The organism is Frigoribacterium sp. Leaf172 (assembly GCF_001424285.1).
GTDB lineage: Bacteria > Actinomycetota > Actinomycetes > Actinomycetales > Microbacteriaceae > Frigoribacterium.
This window is the reverse complement of sequence record NZ_LMPB01000002.1, coordinates 232,586-250,930: the sequence shown is the minus strand read 5'-3', so window position 1 is coordinate 250,930 and position 18,345 is coordinate 232,586. Positions and strand designations below refer to the sequence as shown.

Annotated in this window: 17 protein-coding genes and 1 tRNA gene; 13 read left to right on the top strand and 5 right to left on the bottom strand. The window is 70.9% G+C overall.

Annotated elements, in window-relative coordinates; translation table 11 throughout:
• Positions 1-11: 11 nt before the first annotated feature.
• The 4 genes from ASF89_RS07470 to ASF89_RS07455 all read right to left on the bottom strand — a co-directional run bounded on the left by ASF89_RS07470 (position 12) and on the right by ASF89_RS07455 (position 2,975).
• A complete protein-coding gene (locus ASF89_RS07470; protein ID WP_055813526.1) occupies positions 12-1,361 on the bottom strand; it encodes an NAD(P)/FAD-dependent oxidoreductase in 1,350 nt (449 codons plus the stop codon).
• Between the two features lie 91 nt (positions 1,362-1,452).
• Positions 1,453-1,674 carry a hypothetical protein gene (locus ASF89_RS07465; RefSeq protein WP_055797616.1) on the bottom strand — a complete coding sequence of 74 codons (222 nt, stop codon included), beginning with the start codon at positions 1,672-1,674 and terminating at the stop codon, positions 1,453-1,455.
• Positions 1,675-1,753: 79 nt separating this feature from the next.
• Positions 1,754-2,731 (bottom strand): aldo/keto reductase, encoded by a 978-nt coding sequence (locus ASF89_RS07460; protein WP_055797617.1) that lies wholly within the window; start codon positions 2,729-2,731, stop codon positions 1,754-1,756.
• Between the two features lie 159 nt (positions 2,732-2,890).
• A tRNA-Leu gene (locus ASF89_RS07455) sits at positions 2,891-2,975 on the bottom strand.
• Between the two features lie 98 nt (positions 2,976-3,073).
• Between ASF89_RS07455 and ASF89_RS07450 the strand changes: the two genes are divergently transcribed.
• Genes ASF89_RS07450 through ASF89_RS07430 form a run of 5 tightly spaced genes read left to right on the top strand, consistent with a single transcriptional unit; the run spans position 3,074 to position 8,628 of the window.
• Positions 3,074-4,411, top strand: coding sequence for a M20/M25/M40 family metallo-hydrolase (locus ASF89_RS07450; protein WP_055798510.1), 1,338 nt, complete (start codon positions 3,074-3,076; stop codon positions 4,409-4,411).
• A 25-nt stretch (positions 4,412-4,436) separates the two neighbouring features.
• Positions 4,437-5,279 carry an undecaprenyl-diphosphate phosphatase gene (locus ASF89_RS07445; protein WP_055797620.1) on the top strand — a complete coding sequence of 281 codons (843 nt, stop codon included), beginning with the start codon at positions 4,437-4,439 and terminating at the stop codon, positions 5,277-5,279.
• Positions 5,276-6,607, top strand: coding sequence for a cysteine--1-D-myo-inosityl 2-amino-2-deoxy-alpha-D-glucopyranoside ligase (mshC, locus tag ASF89_RS07440; RefSeq protein WP_055813523.1), 1,332 nt, complete (start codon positions 5,276-5,278; stop codon positions 6,605-6,607). Before ASF89_RS07445 ends, mshC begins: the two co-directional genes overlap by 4 nt.
• A gap of 6 nt (positions 6,608-6,613) precedes the next feature.
• A complete protein-coding gene (locus tag ASF89_RS07435) occupies positions 6,614-7,900 on the top strand; it encodes a sensor histidine kinase (RefSeq protein WP_055813520.1) in 1,287 nt (428 codons plus the stop codon).
• Positions 7,897-8,628, top strand: a complete 732-nt coding sequence (locus ASF89_RS07430) for a response regulator transcription factor (protein WP_055797627.1) — start codon at positions 7,897-7,899, stop codon at positions 8,626-8,628. Before ASF89_RS07435 ends, ASF89_RS07430 begins: the two co-directional genes overlap by 4 nt.
• Positions 8,629-8,665: 37 nt before the next feature.
• On the opposite strand, the gene ASF89_RS07425 is transcribed toward ASF89_RS07430, so the two are convergent.
• Complete coding sequence (locus tag ASF89_RS07425) at positions 8,666-9,586, bottom strand: proteasome assembly chaperone family protein (RefSeq protein WP_055797629.1); 921 nt, start codon at positions 9,584-9,586, stop codon at positions 8,666-8,668.
• Positions 9,587-9,707: 121 nt separating this feature from the next.
• Here ASF89_RS07425 and ASF89_RS07420 point away from each other — a divergent pair, with 121 nt between their 5' ends.
• The 8 genes from ASF89_RS07420 (at position 9,708) to ASF89_RS07385 (ending at position 18,325) form a co-directional block, all read left to right on the top strand.
• Positions 9,708-10,400 (top strand): HAD family phosphatase, encoded by a 693-nt coding sequence (locus tag ASF89_RS07420; RefSeq protein ID WP_055813517.1) that lies wholly within the window; start codon positions 9,708-9,710, stop codon positions 10,398-10,400.
• A 79-nt stretch (positions 10,401-10,479) separates the two neighbouring features.
• The gene (locus ASF89_RS07415; protein WP_055813514.1) at positions 10,480-11,511 is read left to right on the top strand and encodes a tRNA (adenine-N1)-methyltransferase; all 1,032 of its coding nucleotides are present in this window, start codon (positions 10,480-10,482) and stop codon (positions 11,509-11,511) included.
• A gap of 104 nt (positions 11,512-11,615) precedes the next feature.
• Positions 11,616-12,539 (top strand): hypothetical protein, encoded by a 924-nt coding sequence (locus ASF89_RS07410; RefSeq protein WP_055797637.1) that lies wholly within the window; start codon positions 11,616-11,618, stop codon positions 12,537-12,539.
• Between the two features lie 74 nt (positions 12,540-12,613).
• Positions 12,614-13,654: a YafY family protein gene (locus tag ASF89_RS07405; protein ID WP_055813509.1), complete on the top strand. Its 1,041-nt coding sequence runs from the start codon at positions 12,614-12,616 to the stop codon at positions 13,652-13,654.
• Positions 13,647-14,642, top strand: a complete 996-nt coding sequence (locus ASF89_RS07400) for a YafY family protein (RefSeq protein WP_055813506.1) — start codon at positions 13,647-13,649, stop codon at positions 14,640-14,642. The genes ASF89_RS07405 and ASF89_RS07400 overlap by 8 nt, the downstream gene beginning before the upstream one ends.
• Before the next feature lie 76 nt (positions 14,643-14,718).
• Positions 14,719-14,988 carry a twin-arginine translocase TatA/TatE family subunit gene (tatA, locus tag ASF89_RS07395; protein WP_055813503.1) on the top strand — a complete coding sequence of 90 codons (270 nt, stop codon included), beginning with the start codon at positions 14,719-14,721 and terminating at the stop codon, positions 14,986-14,988.
• Positions 14,989-15,063: 75 nt separating this feature from the next.
• Positions 15,064-15,819 carry a twin-arginine translocase subunit TatC gene (gene tatC, locus ASF89_RS07390; RefSeq protein ID WP_055797650.1) on the top strand — a complete coding sequence of 252 codons (756 nt, stop codon included), beginning with the start codon at positions 15,064-15,066 and terminating at the stop codon, positions 15,817-15,819.
• A 4-nt stretch (positions 15,820-15,823) separates the two neighbouring features.
• Positions 15,824-18,325, top strand: coding sequence for an RNA helicase (locus ASF89_RS07385; RefSeq protein WP_055797654.1), 2,502 nt, complete (start codon positions 15,824-15,826; stop codon positions 18,323-18,325).
• Positions 18,326-18,345 lie beyond the last annotated feature (20 nt).

Here is an 18,345-nt window from a genome sequence, read left to right as displayed (position 1 = left end):
GGATCGGTCCGTTACTTCTTCTTGCCGGCCGCGTCGTCCGCCGAGATCGACGGGGTGACCTTGAGGAAGCCGGCGCGGGGGTCGGCCATGCCGACGAGCGGCGTCTGGTCGCGTCCGCCGACGAAGTTGGTGATCCACCCGGTGAGGATGCGCCACTTGCGGTTCAGCGTGGGCATCGCGTACAGGTGGTAGCCGCGGTGGGCCAGCCAGGCCGGGACGTTCTTCATCTGCACGTTCTTGATGTTCGCCGCGCCCTTGCCGATGCCGAAGCTGGCGACCGTCCCGACGGACTCGTGGCGGTACTCCGCGATCGGCTGACCCGAGAGCTGCGCGATGATGTTGTCGGCCACGGTGACGGCCTGCCGGACGGCGTTCTGCGCGTTCGGCGGGTAGTAGGCGGGCTGCTGCTCGCTGAGCAGGTTCGGCACCTGGGCGCCGTCGCCGAGCGACCAGACGCCCTCGAGCACCTCGCCCTCGTCGCTCTGCACCTGCAGAGTGGCGGACACGTTGACGTGCCCGCGCGGACCGAGCGGCAGACCGAGGTCGGCCAGGACCGGGTTGGGCTTGACGCCGGCGGTCCAGACGATCGTGCCCGCCGGGATGGTCTCGCCGTCGCTGAGGACGACGTCGCCGTCGATGCACGAGGGCATCGTGGTCTTCAGTCGGATGTCGATGCCGCGCGAGCGCAGGTGGCCGAGGGTCCACTTCGAGAGCTCGGGCCCGACCTCGGGGGCGACGCGGTCGAGCGCCTCGACGAGCACGAACCGGAGCTCGTCGCGAGAGAGGTTCGGGAACGAGTCGACGGCCGCCTTGGCCGCGTCGTCGAGCTCGGCCATGGCCTCGACGCCCGTGTAGCCGCCGCCGACGAACACGACGGTGAGGAGCTTGCGCCGCGTGGCCGGGTCGCTCACGGACGCCGCCTCGGCGATGTTGCCGAGGATGCGGTCGCGGACGTACTGGGCCTCCTCGACGCTCTTGAAACCGACGCCGTTCTCGGCGAGCCCGGGGGTCGGGAACGTGCGTGTGACGGCGCCGAGCGCGACGACCAGCTGGTCGTAGGGGATGGTGCTGGTGACGCCGTCGCCGGTCGTCACGGAGACCGTCTTGGCCTCACGGTCGTGACCCGAGACGGACGCCTCGACGACCTTGGTCCTGCGGAGCGCCTTTCGGAGCGGCACGGTGACGTCGCGGGGTGCGATGTGACCGCCGGCGACCTCGGGCAGGAACGGCTGGTACGTGAAGTACGGAGCCTGATCCACGAGCGTGATGCTCGCATTCTGCGGGGGTCGGCGTTTCTGGAGCTCGAGAGCGGTGGTCAGCCCGGCGGAACCGCCGCCGAGAATTACGATGCGCGTTGTCATAGATGTTTCCTCCCGCGTCGACCGTACCGTGCGAGATGCCCGGGGGTCCGACGCGCACGATGGCGGTGTGGTGGTCGGCGGTGCGCGAGCCTCAGCGGTCGCCGGGGATGTCCGAGTCGGTGAACTCGCCGTCGGCCTCGTCGGAGTCCGAGCCCTTGCGCCCGGCACCGTCCTCGGGGATGTCGCTGTCGACGTACGAGCCGTCGGTCTCCGAGGTGGTCGTCTCCGAGTGGGTCACGGTCTCGTGACCCGGGCCGCCGGTCTTCTCGGTCGACTCGTCGTGCTCGATGTTCTCGTGGTGGTCGTTGCCCATGGTGGCCTCCGTCGGATCGGTCGCGCGGCGAGAGCGTCGCGTGTGCGGCTCACAGTAGGCCCGCCGGGGCCCCTCCGGGTCAGAAGCCCTCGCTCTCGCGGGTGACGTAGGGGGATTCGAGCAGATCGAGCTCGTCATCCGACAGCCAGAGGTCGACGGAGGCGACGGCGTCGTCGAGATGCTGCTGCTTGGTGGCGCCCACGATGGGCGAGGTGACGGCGTCCTGCTGGCGGACCCAGGCGAGCGCGACCTGCGCACGCGACACGCCCCGCGCCTCCGCCACCTCGGCGACTGCGGCCGCCACACGGCGATCGCCGTCCTCCTGCTGCCGGTAGAGGGTCTGGCCGAAGCGGTCCGTCTCGCTGCGCGCGGTGCTGGCGTCCCAATCGCGTGTCAGGCGTCCCCGCGCGAGGGGCGACCACGGGAGGACGCCGACCCCCTGATCGACGCAGAAGGGATGCATCTCGCGTTCCTCCTCTCGCTGCACGAGGCTGTACTGATCCTGCATGGAGACGAAGCGGGTCCAACCGCCGAGGTCGGCGGCGTGCTGCATGACCGCGAACTGCCAGGCCCACATGCTCGACGCGCCGAGATACCGGACCTTGCCCGCGCGGACGAGGTCGTGCAGCGCCTCCATGGTCTCCTCGACCGGCACCTCCGGGTCGAAGCGATGGATCTGGTAGAGGTCGATGTAGTCGGTGCCGAGCCGCCGGAGGCTGTCGTCGACGGCGCTCATGATGTGCCCGCGACTGAGACCGGCGCCGTTGGGACCGGGCCGCATCCGCCCATGGACCTTCGTGGCGAGCACGATCTCCTCTCGCACGGCGAAGTCGCGGAGAGCGCGTCCCACGATCTCCTCGCTCGTGCCGTCGGAGTAGACGTCCGCCGTGTCGAAGGTCGTCACGCCGAGCTCGAGCGCCCGGGCGATGAAGGGGCGGCTGGCCTCCTCGTCGAGGGTCCATTCGTGCGCACCGCGGTCGGGTACCCCGTAGCTCATGCAGCCGAGAGTGACGGCCGAGACCGTCAGGCCGCTGGTGCCGAGTCGTGCGTATTCCATGGGGAGTCCCTTCGTCGTGACGTCATCGGCACGATACGCCGCGGGGGCGTCGGTCCTCCGACCCCGAGAACCAGAAAGACCCGATCACCAGGGGTGATCGGGTCTTTCGTCTGTCTCAACACAGATCGTGTGAACCGGTCTCTCGCGAGATCCGTTCGGTGTCCGAGGGGGGACTTGAACCCCCACGCCCTATACGGGCACTAGCACCTCAAGCTAGCGCGTCTGCCATTTCCGCCACCCGGACTGGATGGTGCCTGCCGAAGCCGACCACGAAACATTAGCACGAGTCGACGGGCCCTCTCGACCACGGTCGTCGTCGACCCGCCGGGTAGCGTGGTCGACATGACGACGACACCCGCGCAGCCCCTCGACGGCGACGCCGCCGGTCCCGACCTCGACGAGACGGCGACGATCGCTCGCGACCTCATCCGGTTCGACACGTCGAACTACGGCGGCGGTCGATCGAACGGCGAGGCGGAGGCCGCCGAGTACGTCGCCGACAAGCTGCGCGCGCTCGGGGTCGAGCCCCGGCTGTTCGAATCCGAGCCGGGCCGGGTGAGCGTCGTGGCCCGCATCGAGGGCCGGGACCGCGCCAAGCCGGGTCTCGTCGTCCACGGTCATCTCGACGTCGTGCCGGCCGATCCCGCCAACTGGTCCGTCGACCCCTTCGCAGGCGTCGTCCGCGACGGCATGCTCTGGGGCCGGGGCGCGGTCGACATGAAGAACATGGACGCCATGATGCTGTCGTCGATCGGCGACATCCTGCGGGCGGGCGATCGACCGGCCCGCGATCTCGTCGTCGGCTTCCTGGCCGACGAGGAGGCCGGGGGAGTGCTCGGCTCGCACTACCTCGTGCGCGAGCACCCCGAGCTCTTCGACGGCGCGACCGAGGCCATCAGCGAGGTCGGCGGCTACTCGACCTTCATCGACGGCCGTCGGTCCTACCTCCTGCAGACCGGCGAGAAGGCGCTGATCTGGATCAAGCTGATCGCGCGCGGCACGGCGGGCCACGGCTCGCAGATGATCGAGGCCAACGCGGTGACCCGGCTCGCCGAGGCCGTCGCCGCCCTCGGGCGCCGGCAGTGGCCCATCACGCTCACCGACACCACGGCGGCGCTCCTGCGGCAGGTCGCCTCGATCCTCGACGTCGACGTCGAGCAGACGTCGCCCGACGAGCTCGTGCTGCGGACCGGGACGGCGCGCGGGTTCATCCGCGGGTCCCTCCGCACGACGACGAACCCGACGATGCTGACGGCCGGCTACAAGCACAACGTCGTCCCCGACACCGCGGAGGCGCTGGTCGACATCCGCTGCATGCCCGGTCACGAGGAGACCGTCCTCGACGAGGTGCGCGCACTCATCGGCGACGACATCGAGATCGTGACGATGCACACCGACATCGGTCTCGAGACGCCCTTCGCCGGACCCCTCGTCGAGGCGATCGAGGCGACGCTCCACCGGCACGATCCCGGAGCCCCCGTCCTGCCCTATCTGCTCTCGGGAGGGACCGACAACAAGGCCCTGAGCCTCCTCGGCATCGCGGGCTACGGCTTCGCTCCACTCCGTCTCGACGAGGGCATGGACTTCCCGGCCATGTTCCACGGCGTCGACGAGCGAGTGCCCCTCGACGCACTATCCTTTGGCAGTCGCGTCCTCCGGGACCTGCTGGCGACGTACTGAGCACCCCGCACCAGAAGGATCCCGCATGGAGCAACTCCTCCAGGCACTCCTCCTCGGCCTCGTCCAAGGCCTCACGGAGTTCCTGCCCATCTCGTCGAGCGCGCATCTGCGCATCGTGGGCCTGCTGTTCTCCGACCCGAACAGCGCCGTCGAATTCGACCCCGGGGCCACGTTCACCGCCATCACGCAGCTGGGCACCGAGCTGGCCGTCGTCATCTACTTCTGGCGCGACATCAAGCGCATCGTCGTGCGGTGGTTCCAGGGTGTGAGCGGCAGGATCCCGCGGACCGACCCGGACGTCCGGATGGGCTGGCTGGTCATCATCGGCACGATCCCGATCGTGGTCGTGGGCTACGTCGCGCAGGAGTACATCCGCTCGGTGTTCCGCTCCCTCTGGATCGTCGCGATCGTGCTGATCGTCTTCGGCATCCTGCTGGGTCTGGCCGACCGCCTCGGCAAGAAGGCCGCGCGCTTCGAGGACATGTCGTACTCCCACGGCATCGCCGTCGGCGTCGCCCAGGTGCTGGCGCTGTTCCCCGGCGTCTCCCGTTCCGGCGCCACGACGACGACCGCTCTGGCCCTCGGCTACACACGCCCGGCCGCCGCGAGGTTCTCGTTCCTGCTCGCCGTGCCGGCGGTCTTCGGCAGCGGTCTGTACGAGCTCGTCCAGAGCTTCAGCGACCCGGGCCCGTACTCCCTCGGCCTCACCCTCGCGGCCACGGTGGTGGCGTTCGTCGTCGGGTTCCTCGTCATCGCGTTCTTCATGAACTACATCTCCCGACGCAGCTTCATGCCCTTCGTCGCCTACCGTCTCGTGCTGGGCGTCGTGCTGATCGTCCTCCTCTCGACGGGCGTGGTGACGGCGTGAGGTCGTGGACCGCGCCCCGCGTCCCATCGCTGCCCGGAGCCGGCACGCCGCCCGTCCTCCATGACACGGCGACCGGGTCTCTCCGGAGCCCGCGCCTGGCCGAGGGGACGGCATCGCTCTACGTGTGCGGCATCACCCCCTACGACGCCACGCACCTCGGACACGCGTCGACCTACCTCGCCTTCGACACCCTCGTGCGCGCCTGGACCGACGCCGGCATCGACGTCGCGTACGCGCAGAACACCACCGACGTCGACGATCCCCTCCTCGAGCGGGCGGCCGCCACGGGTGTGGATTGGCGCGAGCTCGCAGCGTCGCAGACCGATCTCTTCCGCAGCGACATGGAGCACCTCGCCGTCATCCCCCCGACGCACTACGTCGCGGTGACCGACGTCGTGACCGATGTCGCCCGGGCCGTGACGCACCTCCTCGAGTCGGGTGCCGCCTATCGGGTGCCCACGCCGGACGGCGCCGTCGACGACGTCTACTTCGACGTGCGAGCGGCCGAACGCGACACGTCGTGGCACCTCGGGCTCGAGAGCCGGCTCGACCTCGACGCCATGACGCGATTCTCGGCCGAGCGGGGCGGCGACCCGTCTCGCGCAGGCAAGCGGGATCCCCTCGACCCGCTCCTCTGGCGGGGCGCGCGGGAGGGCGAGCCCTCGTGGGACTCGCCCGTGGGCGAAGGGCGGCCGGGGTGGCACATCGAGTGCACCGTGATCGCCGCGCAGACCCTGCCGGCGCCGATCTCCGTCAACGGCGGAGGCAGCGACCTGGTGTTCCCTCACCACGAGATGAGCGCAGCCCACGGGATAGCCCTCACGGGCCACCGGTACGCCGACGTCTTCGCGCACACGGGCATGGTCGCCTATTCGGGCGAGAAGATGAGCAAGTCGCTCGGCAACCTCGTCAAGGTCAGCGAGCTCGTCTCCGGGGGCGCCGATCCGCGCGCGATCCGCCTGGCCGTCGCCGCCCACCACTACCGCTCCGACTGGGAGTGGTTCGACGACGACCTCGCCGCTGCCGACGATCGGCTCCGGCGGTGGACGACGTGGGCTCGGGCCGCGGCGGTCACCCCCGTCGGCGTCGCAGGCGACTCCGAGCCGGCGGGCGACCTCCCCAGCGCGCTGCTGACCAGGGTGCGGGCCGCCCTCGCCGACGACCTCGACACCCCGTCCGCCCTCGACGCGGTCGATCAGGCGGTCGCCTCGGGCGCTCCCGCCACACGGGTCGACGTCGACGCGGTCGACGCGCTGCTCGGCGTCGATCTGCGGCGTGCGGTCGACGATCGACCGGATCCCGACTCGATGAGCCGTCTGACGGACTGAGGGGCCATGGCCCCGGACGAACGCCCAGTCGACGAGCCCGCGGGCGGCGACGGACCGCTCCGGTCCGTCGGCCGGCACGAGCGGGTCGTCGACGGGTGGTCGGCCGCGGCCCTCCTGGTGGTCGCCCTCGTGACCACCGCACTCGCCTCGGTGATCCTCCGCTCCGACGGGCACGACACGCCGCCGCCGATCGAGTCGCTGGTCGGGCTGCTGGCCGTGACCCTGCCCCTCGCCCTCCGGCGTCGGTTCCCCGTGGCCGTCCTGGTCGCCGTCTCCGCTGCCTTCGTCTTCCTCGGCGTCCGAGGGCACCCCGACACCCTCGTGCCGTCGATCGCCGAGTTCGTCGCCGTGTTCTCGGCCAACGTCTGGTCGCCATCCCGCCGCCGCTCGCTCATCGGGAGCCTCATCGTCGTGGCCGGCATGTTCGTCTGGCTGGGGATCGACATCTCGGCGCAGGCGCGGGCGTCCTCGGGTCCGACCGACGTCGTCCTGGCGGCCAGCCTGTACTCCGTCGTGCTGACCGCGCTGTTCTTCGTCGCGGCCATCCACTTCGGCCGGGCGTCGCGCGTCTCCCGGGCGAGACTGCGCGCCCTCGAGCACACCGGGGCGGCTCTCCGTGCTGCCCACGACCGGATCGCCGAGCGGGCCATCGACGACGAGCGCACGCGCATCGCCCGCGAGCTGCACGACGTCGTCGCCCATCACGTCGCCGTCATCGGCATCCAGGCCGGCGCCGCCCGGCGCACGCTCGACCGTCCCGAGAGAGCGAGCGCCGCCCTGGCCGCCGTCGAGGAGACGGCACGAAGCACCATCGACGAGCTCGACAGCCTCCTGAGCGTCATGAGGTCCCGCGACGGGCGCCCGGCCGACCCGGTCGTCGGACTCTCGTCGCTGCCCGACCTGGTCGCCGACACTCGCGGTCCCGGGCTCGACGTCGCTCTCGAGATCGACGGGGACACCCGCGACATCCCCGACGGGATGGGCGCGACCCTCTACCGGGTCACCCAGGAGGCGCTGACCAACACCCTCAAGCACGGCGCCGCGTCGAGGGTGATCGTCCGACTGGTCCGCCTCGACCGGGCCGTCGTGCTCGAGGTCGACGACGACGGTCGCGGCGACGCGGCCGCCGCCGACTCGCCGGCCGGCTCCGGTCTCGGGCACCGGGGGATGCGCGAACGAGTCGATCTGCACGGCGGCCGGCTCTCCGTGGGGCCGCTCCCCGGGGGCGGCTACCGCGTCCGCGTCGACCTCCCGGTCGTGCCGAAGGGGGCTACCCTCGTCGAGGGGGAATGAGCATGCAGACGACGAACGGCCCGGTGACGGGCGCGACCAGGGTCCTCCTGGCCGACGACCAGGATCTCGTGCGCGCCGGTCTCCGGGTGATCCTCGAGACGGAGGACGGCATCGAGGTCGTCGGCGAGGCGCGTGACGGCTCCGAGGCGGTCGAGCTGGCCGTCACGCTGGCCCCCGACGTCGTCGTCATGGACATCGAGATGCCGGGCGTCGACGGGGTCGAGGCGACCCGGCGCATCCGCCGGGCCGGATCGGGTCCGACTCCCTCGGTGCTCATCCTGACCACCTTCGCCCGCGGCGACTACCTCTTCCGCTCCCTGCAGGCGGGTGCGAGCGGCTTCCTGCTGAAGACGGCCGGCCCGGAGGAGCTCATCGAGGCCATCGGCGTCGTCGATCGCGGTGATGCGCTGGTCTGCCCCGAGCTCACCCGGGCGATCGTCGAGAGGGCTCTCGTCGACGCGCCGGGTGCGGCGGTGGTCCCGAGCGCACGGCTGGCCCTGCTGACGGGACGCGAGCGCGAGGTCCTCGACGGAATGGCCCGCGGCGCGTCGAACGGCGAGATCGCCCGCGGGCTCTTCGTCGGCGAGGCGACGGTCAAGACGCACGTGTCGAACGTCCTCGCGAAGCTGCAGCTGCGCGATCGCACCGCCGCCGTCGTGTACGCCTACGAGAACGGCGTCGTCGTTCCCGGCGAGAACCCCGACCGGACCGACCGCCCACCGATCTGACGTCCGCCGCCGAGCCGAGGAGGTGCGGCGCGCGTCGTCAGGGGACCGGCGGGTACCGAGGGTCGTCGCCCTTGCCGTCGCGGCGGCGGAGGTACTTCTCGAACTCCTGCGCGATGGCCTCCCCGCTCGCCTCGGGCGAGTCGACGGTGTCCCGGGCCTGCTCGAGCTGCTCGATGTAGCCGGCCATGTCCTCGTCGTCGGCCGCCAGGGCGTCGATGCCCGACTCCCAGGCGACCGCCTCGCCCTCGAGATCCCCGCGGGGCACGCTGACCCCCGAGAGCTCGTCGAGCTTCTCGATCAGAGCGAGGGTGGCCTTCGGAGACGGCGCGTTGTGCACGTAGTGGGGGACCGAGGCCCAGATCGACAACGCGGGGACCCCCGCCGTCTCGACCGCGTCGCCCAGCACCGACAGGATCCCGACCGGGCCCTCGTAGGAGCTCCGCTCGAGACCGAGCTGTCCGCGGACGTCGGCGTTCTCGCTGCTGACGAAGACGGAGATGGGGCGCGTGTGGGGGACGTCGGCGAGCATCGCCCCGAGGAACACCACGGAGGTGATGGCGTGGACGTCCACGAGATCCACGATCTCGGCGGCGAATCCGCGCCAGCTCCGCGACGGCTCGGCGCCCAGCAGGACGAAGACCTCGGTCGACGATCCCTCGGGCGCGCCGACCTCGCCCGACGCCGCGAGCACCTCGGTCGCATCGGGAGCCGCGAGGAGCTCGATCCTCGGCCAGACCAGGCTCCGCTCGCCGTCGTCGTCGAGACCGATCTGCGGACGGTTGAACTGGTAGTCGATGTACCGCTCGCCGTCGAGCTCGGCGACGGGCACGAGACCGAGCGTCTCGGCCAGGCTCCGCGCCACGCCGCTCGCGGCCTCGCCGGCGTCGTTCCACCCCTCGAACGCGACGACGAGGAGGCGCCCCTTCGCGAAGTCCGACGTGTTCGACGTGTTCGTCACCTGTGTCCTCACCGAGCCGGGCCCGCTGCACCGGCGTCTTGACCCTCCACAGTAGACCGTGCGCTCACCGGCCCCCTCCCGTCGACGGCGCCGGCGGGAGGCTCCCGTAGACTCGTCGCCCGTGACCTCCTCTCTCCCCGCCGCGGTCCTCTGGGACATGGACGGCACCCTCGTCGACACCGAGCCCTACTGGTACGAATGCCAGGTCGCGCTCGTCGAGTCGTTCGGCGGCACCTGGACCAGGGCCGACGGCGACGCCATGATCGGGACGGGCCTCTGGGACTCCGCCCGCGTGATCCAGGCCCACGGCGTGGATCTGACGGCGGAGGAGATCATCGACCGTCTGACCACCGGCGTCCTCACCCTCGTCGCCGACGACGTCCCCTGGCGCCCGGGGGCCCGCGAGCTCCTCTCCGAGCTGCGCCGCGAGGGCGTGCCCACGGCCCTCGTCACGATGTCGATCCGCCGCATGGCCGACTTCATGATCGCGGCCATCGACTTCCCGGCCTTCGACGCCGTCGTCGCCGGAGACGAGGTGGAGAACAGCAAACCCCACCCCGAGGCGTATCTCCGCGGCGCCGCCCTGCTCGGCGTCGACGTCGCGGACTGCGTGGCCATCGAGGACTCCCCGCCGGGGGCGGCGTCGGCCGTGGCCGCCGGCGCGGTCGTCCTCGGGGTCGAGCACGCGGCGCCGTTGTCCGACGACGCCGGCTACACCCGCGCGACCACCCTGGTCGGGACGACCGTCGACGATCTGCGCCGACTCCACGCCGCCGTGCGCGGCTCGGGCGTCCCCTCCCCGTCCGCCGGCTGACGGTCGGGCGCCGACCCGCGCCTCCTCGGCTCCGGCCGACCGCCGAGACAGACCACACCCCGATCGAAAGCAGCACCGCATGACCGCCACCCGTCGCCAGTCCGGCCCGTTCCTCGAGGGCGACAAGGTCCAGCTGACCGGCCCCAAGGGCAAGATGAACACCGTCGTCCTCAGCCCGGGCGCCGTGTTCCACACGCACCGCGGCATGATCGCGCACGACACGCTCGTCGGGCTCCCCGACGGCTCCGTCGTCGCGAGCACGACCGGTGACGAGTACCTGGCCCTGCGCCCTCTGCTCAGCGACTTCGTCATGTCGATGCCGCGGGGCGCCGCGATCGTCTACCCGAAGGACGCCGCGCAGATCGTCGCCTTCGCCGACATCTTCCCGGGAGCGACGGTGGTCGAGGCCGGTGTCGGCTCGGGTGCGCTGTCGCTCTGGCTGCTGCGCGCGATCGGCCCTCAGGGCCGTCTGGCCTCGTTCGAGCGCCGACAGGAGTTCGCGGACGTCGCGGAGGGCAACGTCGTCAGCTTCTTCGGCTCCGAGCAGCCGAACTGGAGCGTCACGGTCGGAGACCTGGTCGACGAGCTGCCGAAGACGATGCCCGACGGCTCGGTCGACCGCGTCGTGCTCGACATGCTCGCGCCGTGGGAGTGCGTGGACGCGACGGCGGCGGCGCTGACCCCGGGTGGACTGGTCGTCTGCTACGTGGCCACGGCCACCCAGCTGTCGCGGGTCGCCGAGGCGCTCCGCGCGTCGGGGGTCTTCACCGAGCCCGACGCCTCCGAGACGCTCGTGCGCGGCTGGCACGTCGAGGGTCTCGCCGTGCGCCCCGACCACCGGATGATCGGCCACACGGGCTTCCTGATCACCGCGCGGCGTCTCGCCCCGGGCGCCGAGCTGCCTCAGCTGAAGCGCCGCCCCTCCAAGTCGGACTACTCCGATGAGGACGTCGAGCTCTGGACGCCGGGCGCCCTGGGCGACCGCACGGCCAGCGACAAGAAGCTGCGCAAGACGGCCCGCCAGGCCCGCTCCGCCGCCGACGCCGCGATCGCCGCCACCGAGGCGGAGGCCGGTCCGCGATCGCCCGACGACGAGGCCTCCACCGCCTGACCGGCCCGGGCGTCCGCCCCGCTCCACCCCACTAGGCTGTTCCCGCATCCGCCCGGCCCCGGCCGCCTTCCGGCCCCTCGGCCGCCGCAACGAAATGAGGACTCGTGCGCAAGATCCCCGCACTCGTCGTGACCCTCGGCCTCGTGGCCTCCCTCTCGGCCTGCGCCACCGGCGCCGCGCCCGGGTCGCCCGGCTGCCCGCCCACGGGCGACGCCGCCTCGGTCGTGACGGCCACGGGCGCGTTCGGCGAGAAGCCCGAGACCACGGTCCCGAGTCCCATCGTCACCACCGAGACGCAGGTCGCCACTCTCATCGAGGGCGACGGCGCGCGTCTCGTGGACGGCTCGCCCGTCCTCATCGACTACACCCTGATCGACGGCGCGACGGGCACCGAGGTCGAGAACAGCGGGTACGACGGCTCGATCGCGAACCCCGTGACGGTCGGCGGCTCCGCTCTCGCTCCGCTGGCCGACGCCCTCGAGTGCTCGACGGTCGGCTCCCGCGTCGTCGTCACCATGAAGGCCTCCGACCTCCAGGCGTCCGTCTCCGGATCCGACGCGCCCGAGTCCGACGACCCCGACGCCGCGTACGTGGCCGTCGTCGACATCCGTCAGTCGTTCCTCGCGAAGGCGAACGGTCGACTGGTCCCCGGGGCCGACGGCCTTCCCGCCGTCGTGACGGCTCCGGACGGCGCTCCCGGCATCACGGTCCCCGTCTCGGCGCCGCCCACCGAGCAGAAGACCCATCTGGTGCGCGAGGGCGACGGCACGACCCTGACGGCCGACTCGACCGCGGTCGTGCAGTTCACCGCCGTCACCTGGGCCGAGCCCTCGACGGTGGCGGGCTCCACCTGGACGAACGGCGACACCGCGACGACCGTCGCGCTCGACGACACCACCCTCCCGGCTCCTCTCCGTGACGCCCTCGTCGGCCAGAAGGTCGGCTCGCAGGTCATGACCGTCGTTCCCGCGACCGACGCCGACGGCGGCACCTACGTCTACGTGTTCGACGTCCTGGGTGCGATCTGACGATCATCCTGTCGTCGTCGAGACCCGTCGGGCGGCCCGGCCCTCGGGGCCGGGCCAGGGCCTAGGATCGATCCGTGTCAGCCGCCCGCGCCCCTCGGATCCCCGTCGAAGAGCGCCTCTTCAGCCTCGTGCTCGCCCTGCTCGCCACCGAACCCGGTCTGACCAAGTCCGAGATCCTCTCCACCGTCCAGGGGTACCGGCAGAAGCACTCCCCGAACGGGGACAACACTGCTCTCGAGCGTCAGTTCGAGCGCGACAAAGACGACATCCGCGAGCTCGGCGTCCCTCTCGAGACCCTCGACGACCCCGCCGCCTCGGGCAACAACCAGATGCTGCGCTATCGCATCCCGCGCGGGGCGTACGAGCTGCCCCTCGACATCTCGTTCTCGTCGGAGGAGACCGCGCTGCTCACGCTGGCCGCCATGGTCTGGCGCGAAGGGACCCTCTCGGGCGAGAGCCGGCGGGCCCTCCTCAAGCTCCGATCGCTCGGCGGTCACGCCGCCGTCCCCGAGCTCGACTACGCACCGCGCATCCGGTCGCGTGACGCGGCCTTCGAACCGCTCCGCGACGCCCTCGACCGTGCCGTGCTCGTGCGGTTCCCGTACCTCAAGCCGGGGGAGTCCGAGCCCCGGAGGCGCGAGGTCGCGCCGTTCGCGCTCGTCCAGCACCAGGGGCGATGGATGGTCGCGTGCATCGAGCCCGACACCGGTCGACGCAAGACGTTCCTCCTGTCGCGCATCATCGGCCCCGTCCAGGTCACGACCGTCGCGGCGGAGCGCCCCGCCGATGCGACGGCCGAATCCGCTCTCGCCGCCCTGGACGAGGTGTGGGAGGCGCGCACGGCTCTCATCCGCGTGGTCCCCGGCTCCGATGCCGAGACCAGACTCACCAAGCGCCGTTCGACGTCCGTCCGCGACGACGGCCTCCTCGAGATCCACTTCGCCGACCTCCAGATCGTCGCCGATGAGCTGGTCTCGTTCGGACCGGAGGTCACGGTGCTCGAACCCGAGTCCGTCCGGCAGCTCGTCGTCGCCCGCCTGCGGCGGCTGGTGGCGGCGCACGCCCCGACGACCGGACAGACGCCGGTCGAGTCCTCCGGAGGACACCATGGTTGAGCGGCGATCGTCCCTCCACGCCACGGACAAGCTGGCGTTCCTCCTGTCGCTCGTCCCCTATCTCATCGACCGGGGCCGGGTCGGCGTCGCGGAGGCCGCCGAGCACTTCGGGGTGACCGTGGCAGACATCCGCCGCGCGGTCGAGCTGATCGCCGTCTCCGGCATCCCCGGCGAGACCAGCCAGTATCAGCACGGCGACCTCTTCGACATCGCCTGGGACGACTTCGAGCAGAACGACGTCATCGTCCTGACGAACATGGTCGCCATCGACGAGTCGCCCCGCTTCTCGGCACGGGAGGCCGCCGCCCTCATCGCCGGACTCCAGTACCTCTCGTCGCTGCCCGAGAACGCCGACCGCGGCACCATCGCGTCGTTGATGTCGAAGCTCGCCCGCGGCGCCTCGTCGGAGCCGAGCCAGGTCGCCGTCGACCAGCGCGACACCGACGACCTGCTCTCGCTCGTGAGCCTCGCCGTCTCGCAGGGCAGGCAGCTCGAGTTCGACTACTCGGGCGTCCGGGGTGTGGTCGAGCGGCGGCGGGTCGATCCGCTGCGCGTGGAGTCCGCCGACGCCGACTGGTATCTCCGAGGCTACGACCACCTCCGCGAGGCGCTGCGGACCTTCCGACTCGACCGCATCGCCCGACCGGCGATCACCGACGCGCCCATCGCCTACCGGGCCGCCGACGTCGTGCTCCCGGACATGCTCTTCGAGGGATCGCCGGACGACGAGACGGTCACGATCGACATCGACGCGGCCGCCGCGGCACTGCTGGCTGACTACGCGCCCGACGAGATCGAACCGCTCGACGACGGTCGCTGCCGCATGCGCGTCCGGGTGGGGCAGTTCGGCACGGTGGCCCGCCTCGTCGCCGGACTGCCGGGGGATCCCATCGTCATCGCGCCCGACGCAGCGCGCGCCGCCGTGAGCGACTGGGCCGCCCGTGCGCTGGCGCTCTACGAGCAGGCTCCGCCCGATGATTCCCCGTGACCCCGAGCGGGTCGGCTCCCGGCGGTCGGGCCGGGGTTAGACTGGATTCTCCCCTGCCCCGCAAGGAGAACATCTCATGCTCGGAAATCTCACCGGATTCCACCTGATCATCGTCCTGGCCATCATCCTGCTGCTCTTCGGCGCGCCGAAGCTCCCCGCTCTCGCGAAGAGCATCGCGCAGTCGATGCGCATCTTCAAGAACGAGGTGCGCGACGACGACAAGACCCCCGCAGACGACTACGGTCGCCGCGACGAGCCGAACCGCCGCGAGGACGGCACGGCTCGCTCGAACGCCGACGGTCCGGTCGTCCGCCCGTCGCAGAGCGACCTGCCTCCGAAGTCCTGATCCGTGGCCACGACGACGACTCGTGGCCGTGGCGGGGGCGAGAAGCAGCCGAGGAGTCGGACCAACGACGGTCGGATGTCCCTCGGCCAGCATCTCATCGAGCTCCGCAAGCGGCTGTTCCTGGCCGCACTCGCACTGATCGTCGCGAGCATCGCCGGGTGGTTCCTCTCGCAGTTCGTGCTCGACTTCCTGCGCGAGCCGGTGACGCGCATCGCCGAGGCCAGGTCCCGAGAGGCCACCCTGAACTACCCGGGCGTGAGCTCGAGCTTCGACCTGCGCATCCAGATCTCCGTCACGGTCGGCGTGATCCTGTCGAGCCCGGTGTGGCTCTACCAGATCTGGGCGTTCATCGTGCCCGCGCTCGTGCGGCGCGAGAAGCTGTACGCCATCGGCTTCATCGGGACGGCCATCCCGTTGTTCCTGCTCGGCTGCACGAGCGGGCTCTTCGTCCTGCCGCACATCGTCGAGGTCCTCACCGGGTTCGCCGCCCAGCAGGACGCCGCGATCATCGATGCGAAGCAGTACTACGACTTCGTCCTGAAGCTCGTCCTGGCCGTCGGGATCGCCTTCGTCCTTCCGGTCTTCCTCGTGCTCCTGAACTTCGTCGGGGTCATCTCGGCCGTGACGATCATCAAGGGGTGGCGGGTCGCGATCCTCCTCATCACCCTCTTCACCGCCATCGCCACCCCGGCGGCGGACGTCTTCTCGATGTTCCTCCTCGCCGTGCCGATGGTGATCCTCTACTTCCTCGGAGCCGGCGTGGCCTGGCTCCACGACAGACGAGTGGCCAAGCGGGCCGCGGCCCTCGACGCCGAACTCGCGGCAGGATGACCCCATGACCTCCGACGCCAGCCCGGCCGAACGATTCGCGGCCTCGAAGAACCGGGTGCGGACGCCGCAGCTCCAGTCCTTCCGCTCCCGGCTCGGATTCGCCCTCGACCCGTTCCAGATCGCCGCCTGCGAGAGCGTCGAGCAGGGCAACAGCGTGCTCGTCGCGGCGCCGACCGGCGCGGGAAAGACCCTGGTCGCCGAATTCGCGATCCACCTGGCCATGCAGCAGGCCCGCGACAAGGTCTTCTACACCGCGCCCATGAAGGCGCTGAGCAACCAGAAGTTCCAAGAGCTGGTGGCCGAGTACGGGGCGTCCGAGGTCGGTCTCCTCACGGGCGACACGAACGTCAACTCACGGGCCCGGATCGTCGTCATGACGACCGAGGTCCTCCGCAACATGATCTACGCGGGCTCCGAGATGCTCGACGACCTCCGCTACGTGGTCCTCGACGAGGTCCACTTCCTGGCCGACCGCTTCCGGGGGGCGGTCTGGGAGGAGGTCATCATCCACCTGCCTCTCGACGTCCGCCTCGTGTCCCTGAGCGCCACCGTCTCGAACGCGGAGGAGTTCGGCGACTGGCTGCAGACCGTCCGGGGCGGCACCGACGTCATCGTCTCGGAGGATCGTCCCGTCCCGCTCGATCAGCACGTGCTCGTCGGCGGCAAGTTCCTCGACCTCTTCGATTCGAGCGGTCAGGCCGCCACGAACCGCGTCAACCCCGAGCTGCTCCGTGCGACGTCGTTGTCGCGGAAGAGCGGCGGCTCCGGGCGCCGGGGCGACGGCTGGTCCAAGCGCGGGCCGCGCGGTCACGTGATGGCGCCGATCCAGCACGGCCAGGGTCGCCTCGACCGCTGGAAGATCGTCGAGATGCTCGACGACCAGAATCTGCTGCCGGCGATCTTCTTCGTCTTCAGCCGCGTGGGTTGCGACCAGGCGGTCAAGCAGGTCCTGCGGTCCGGCATCCGTCTCACGACGGCCGATCAACGTCAGGAGATCCGCGAGATCGTCGAGGCACGGTGCCGCACCCTCCGCGACGAGGATCTCGCCGTGCTCGGGTACTGGCAGTGGCTCGACGGACTCGAGCGCGGCGTGGCCGCTCACCACGCCGGTCTGCTGCCGGCCTTCAAGGAGGTCGTCGAGGAGCTCTTCCAGAGGAAGCTCGTCAAGGTGGTCTTCGCGACCGAGACCCTCGCCCTCGGCATCAACATGCCGGCTCGCACGGTCGTGCTCGAGAAGCTCGAGAAGTTCAACGGCGAGGCACGGGTCCCGATCACGCCGGGGGAGTATACCCAGCTCACCGGTCGCGCCGGCCGCCGGGGCATCGACGTCGAGGGGCATTCGCTGATCCAGTGGCAGCCCGGGCTCGATCCGCAGGCGGTCGCCTCGCTCGCATCGCGTCGCACGTACCCGATGAACTCCAGCTTCCGTCCGACCTACAACATGGCCGTCAACCTCATCGAGCAGTTCGGCCGGTCGCGGACCCGCGAGGTCCTCGAGACGTCGTTCGCGCAGTTCCAGGCGGACCGGGCCGTCGTCGACCTCGCCCGCAAGGTCCGCACCCAGCAGGCCAGTCTCGACGGGTACGCCGCAAGCATGGAGTGCCATCTGGGGGACTTCCGCGAGTACACGCTGATCCGTCGGGCGCTCGGCGATCTCGAGAAGCAGGGGGCGGCACGGGCGGATGCACAGTCGCGGAGCGAGCACGAGAAGCGTCAGCGCCGACTCGGCGACCTCCGTCGCGAGATGCGCCAGCACCCGTGCCACGCATGCCCCGATCGCGAACAGCACGCCCGGTGGTCCGAGCGGTGGTTCAAGCTGAAGAAGCAGACCGACCAGCTCTCGGCTCAGATCCGCAGCCGCACGGGTGCGGTGGCCAAGGTCTTCGACCGGGTCACCGACGTGCTCCTCGATCGCGGGTATCTCGTGCCCCGCGCCTCCTCGGACGTTTCGGCGGTCACGCGAGGAGGCGCGGGTCGGGTGTCCGCGACGACCGAGGTGGACGTCGCCCCGGCCGGGCGCACCCTCCGCCGCATCTACGGCGACCGCGATCTGCTCGTCGCCGAGAGCCTGCGGCTCGGACTCTGGAACATGCTCGACGTCCCGTCGATGGCGGCGATGGCCGCCACCCTCGTCTACGAGCCCCGTCGAGACGAGGGCATGCTCTCCGAGCGCTTCCTACCCCGAGGCGAGTTCCGGACGGCTCTCGACGAGACGCAGAAGCTCTGGGCGGACCTCGACGATCTCGAGCAGGAGCACCAGCTGCCCGGCAGCATCCCGCCGGCGCCGGGGCTCGCTCTCGCGATGCATCGCTGGGCCCGGGGGGCCAGCCTCGACAGCGTGCTCGAGGACGCCGAGCTCGCGGCGGGCGACTTCGTCCGCTGGACGAAGCAGACGATCGACCTGCTCGATCAGCTGTCGGTCGTCGCCGACCTCCCGGTCGGCCCGATCGCCCGTCAGGCGCTCGACGCCGTGCGCCGGGGGATCGTCGCCTACTCGGCGGTCTGACGGGCGGGCACGGCGGGTCT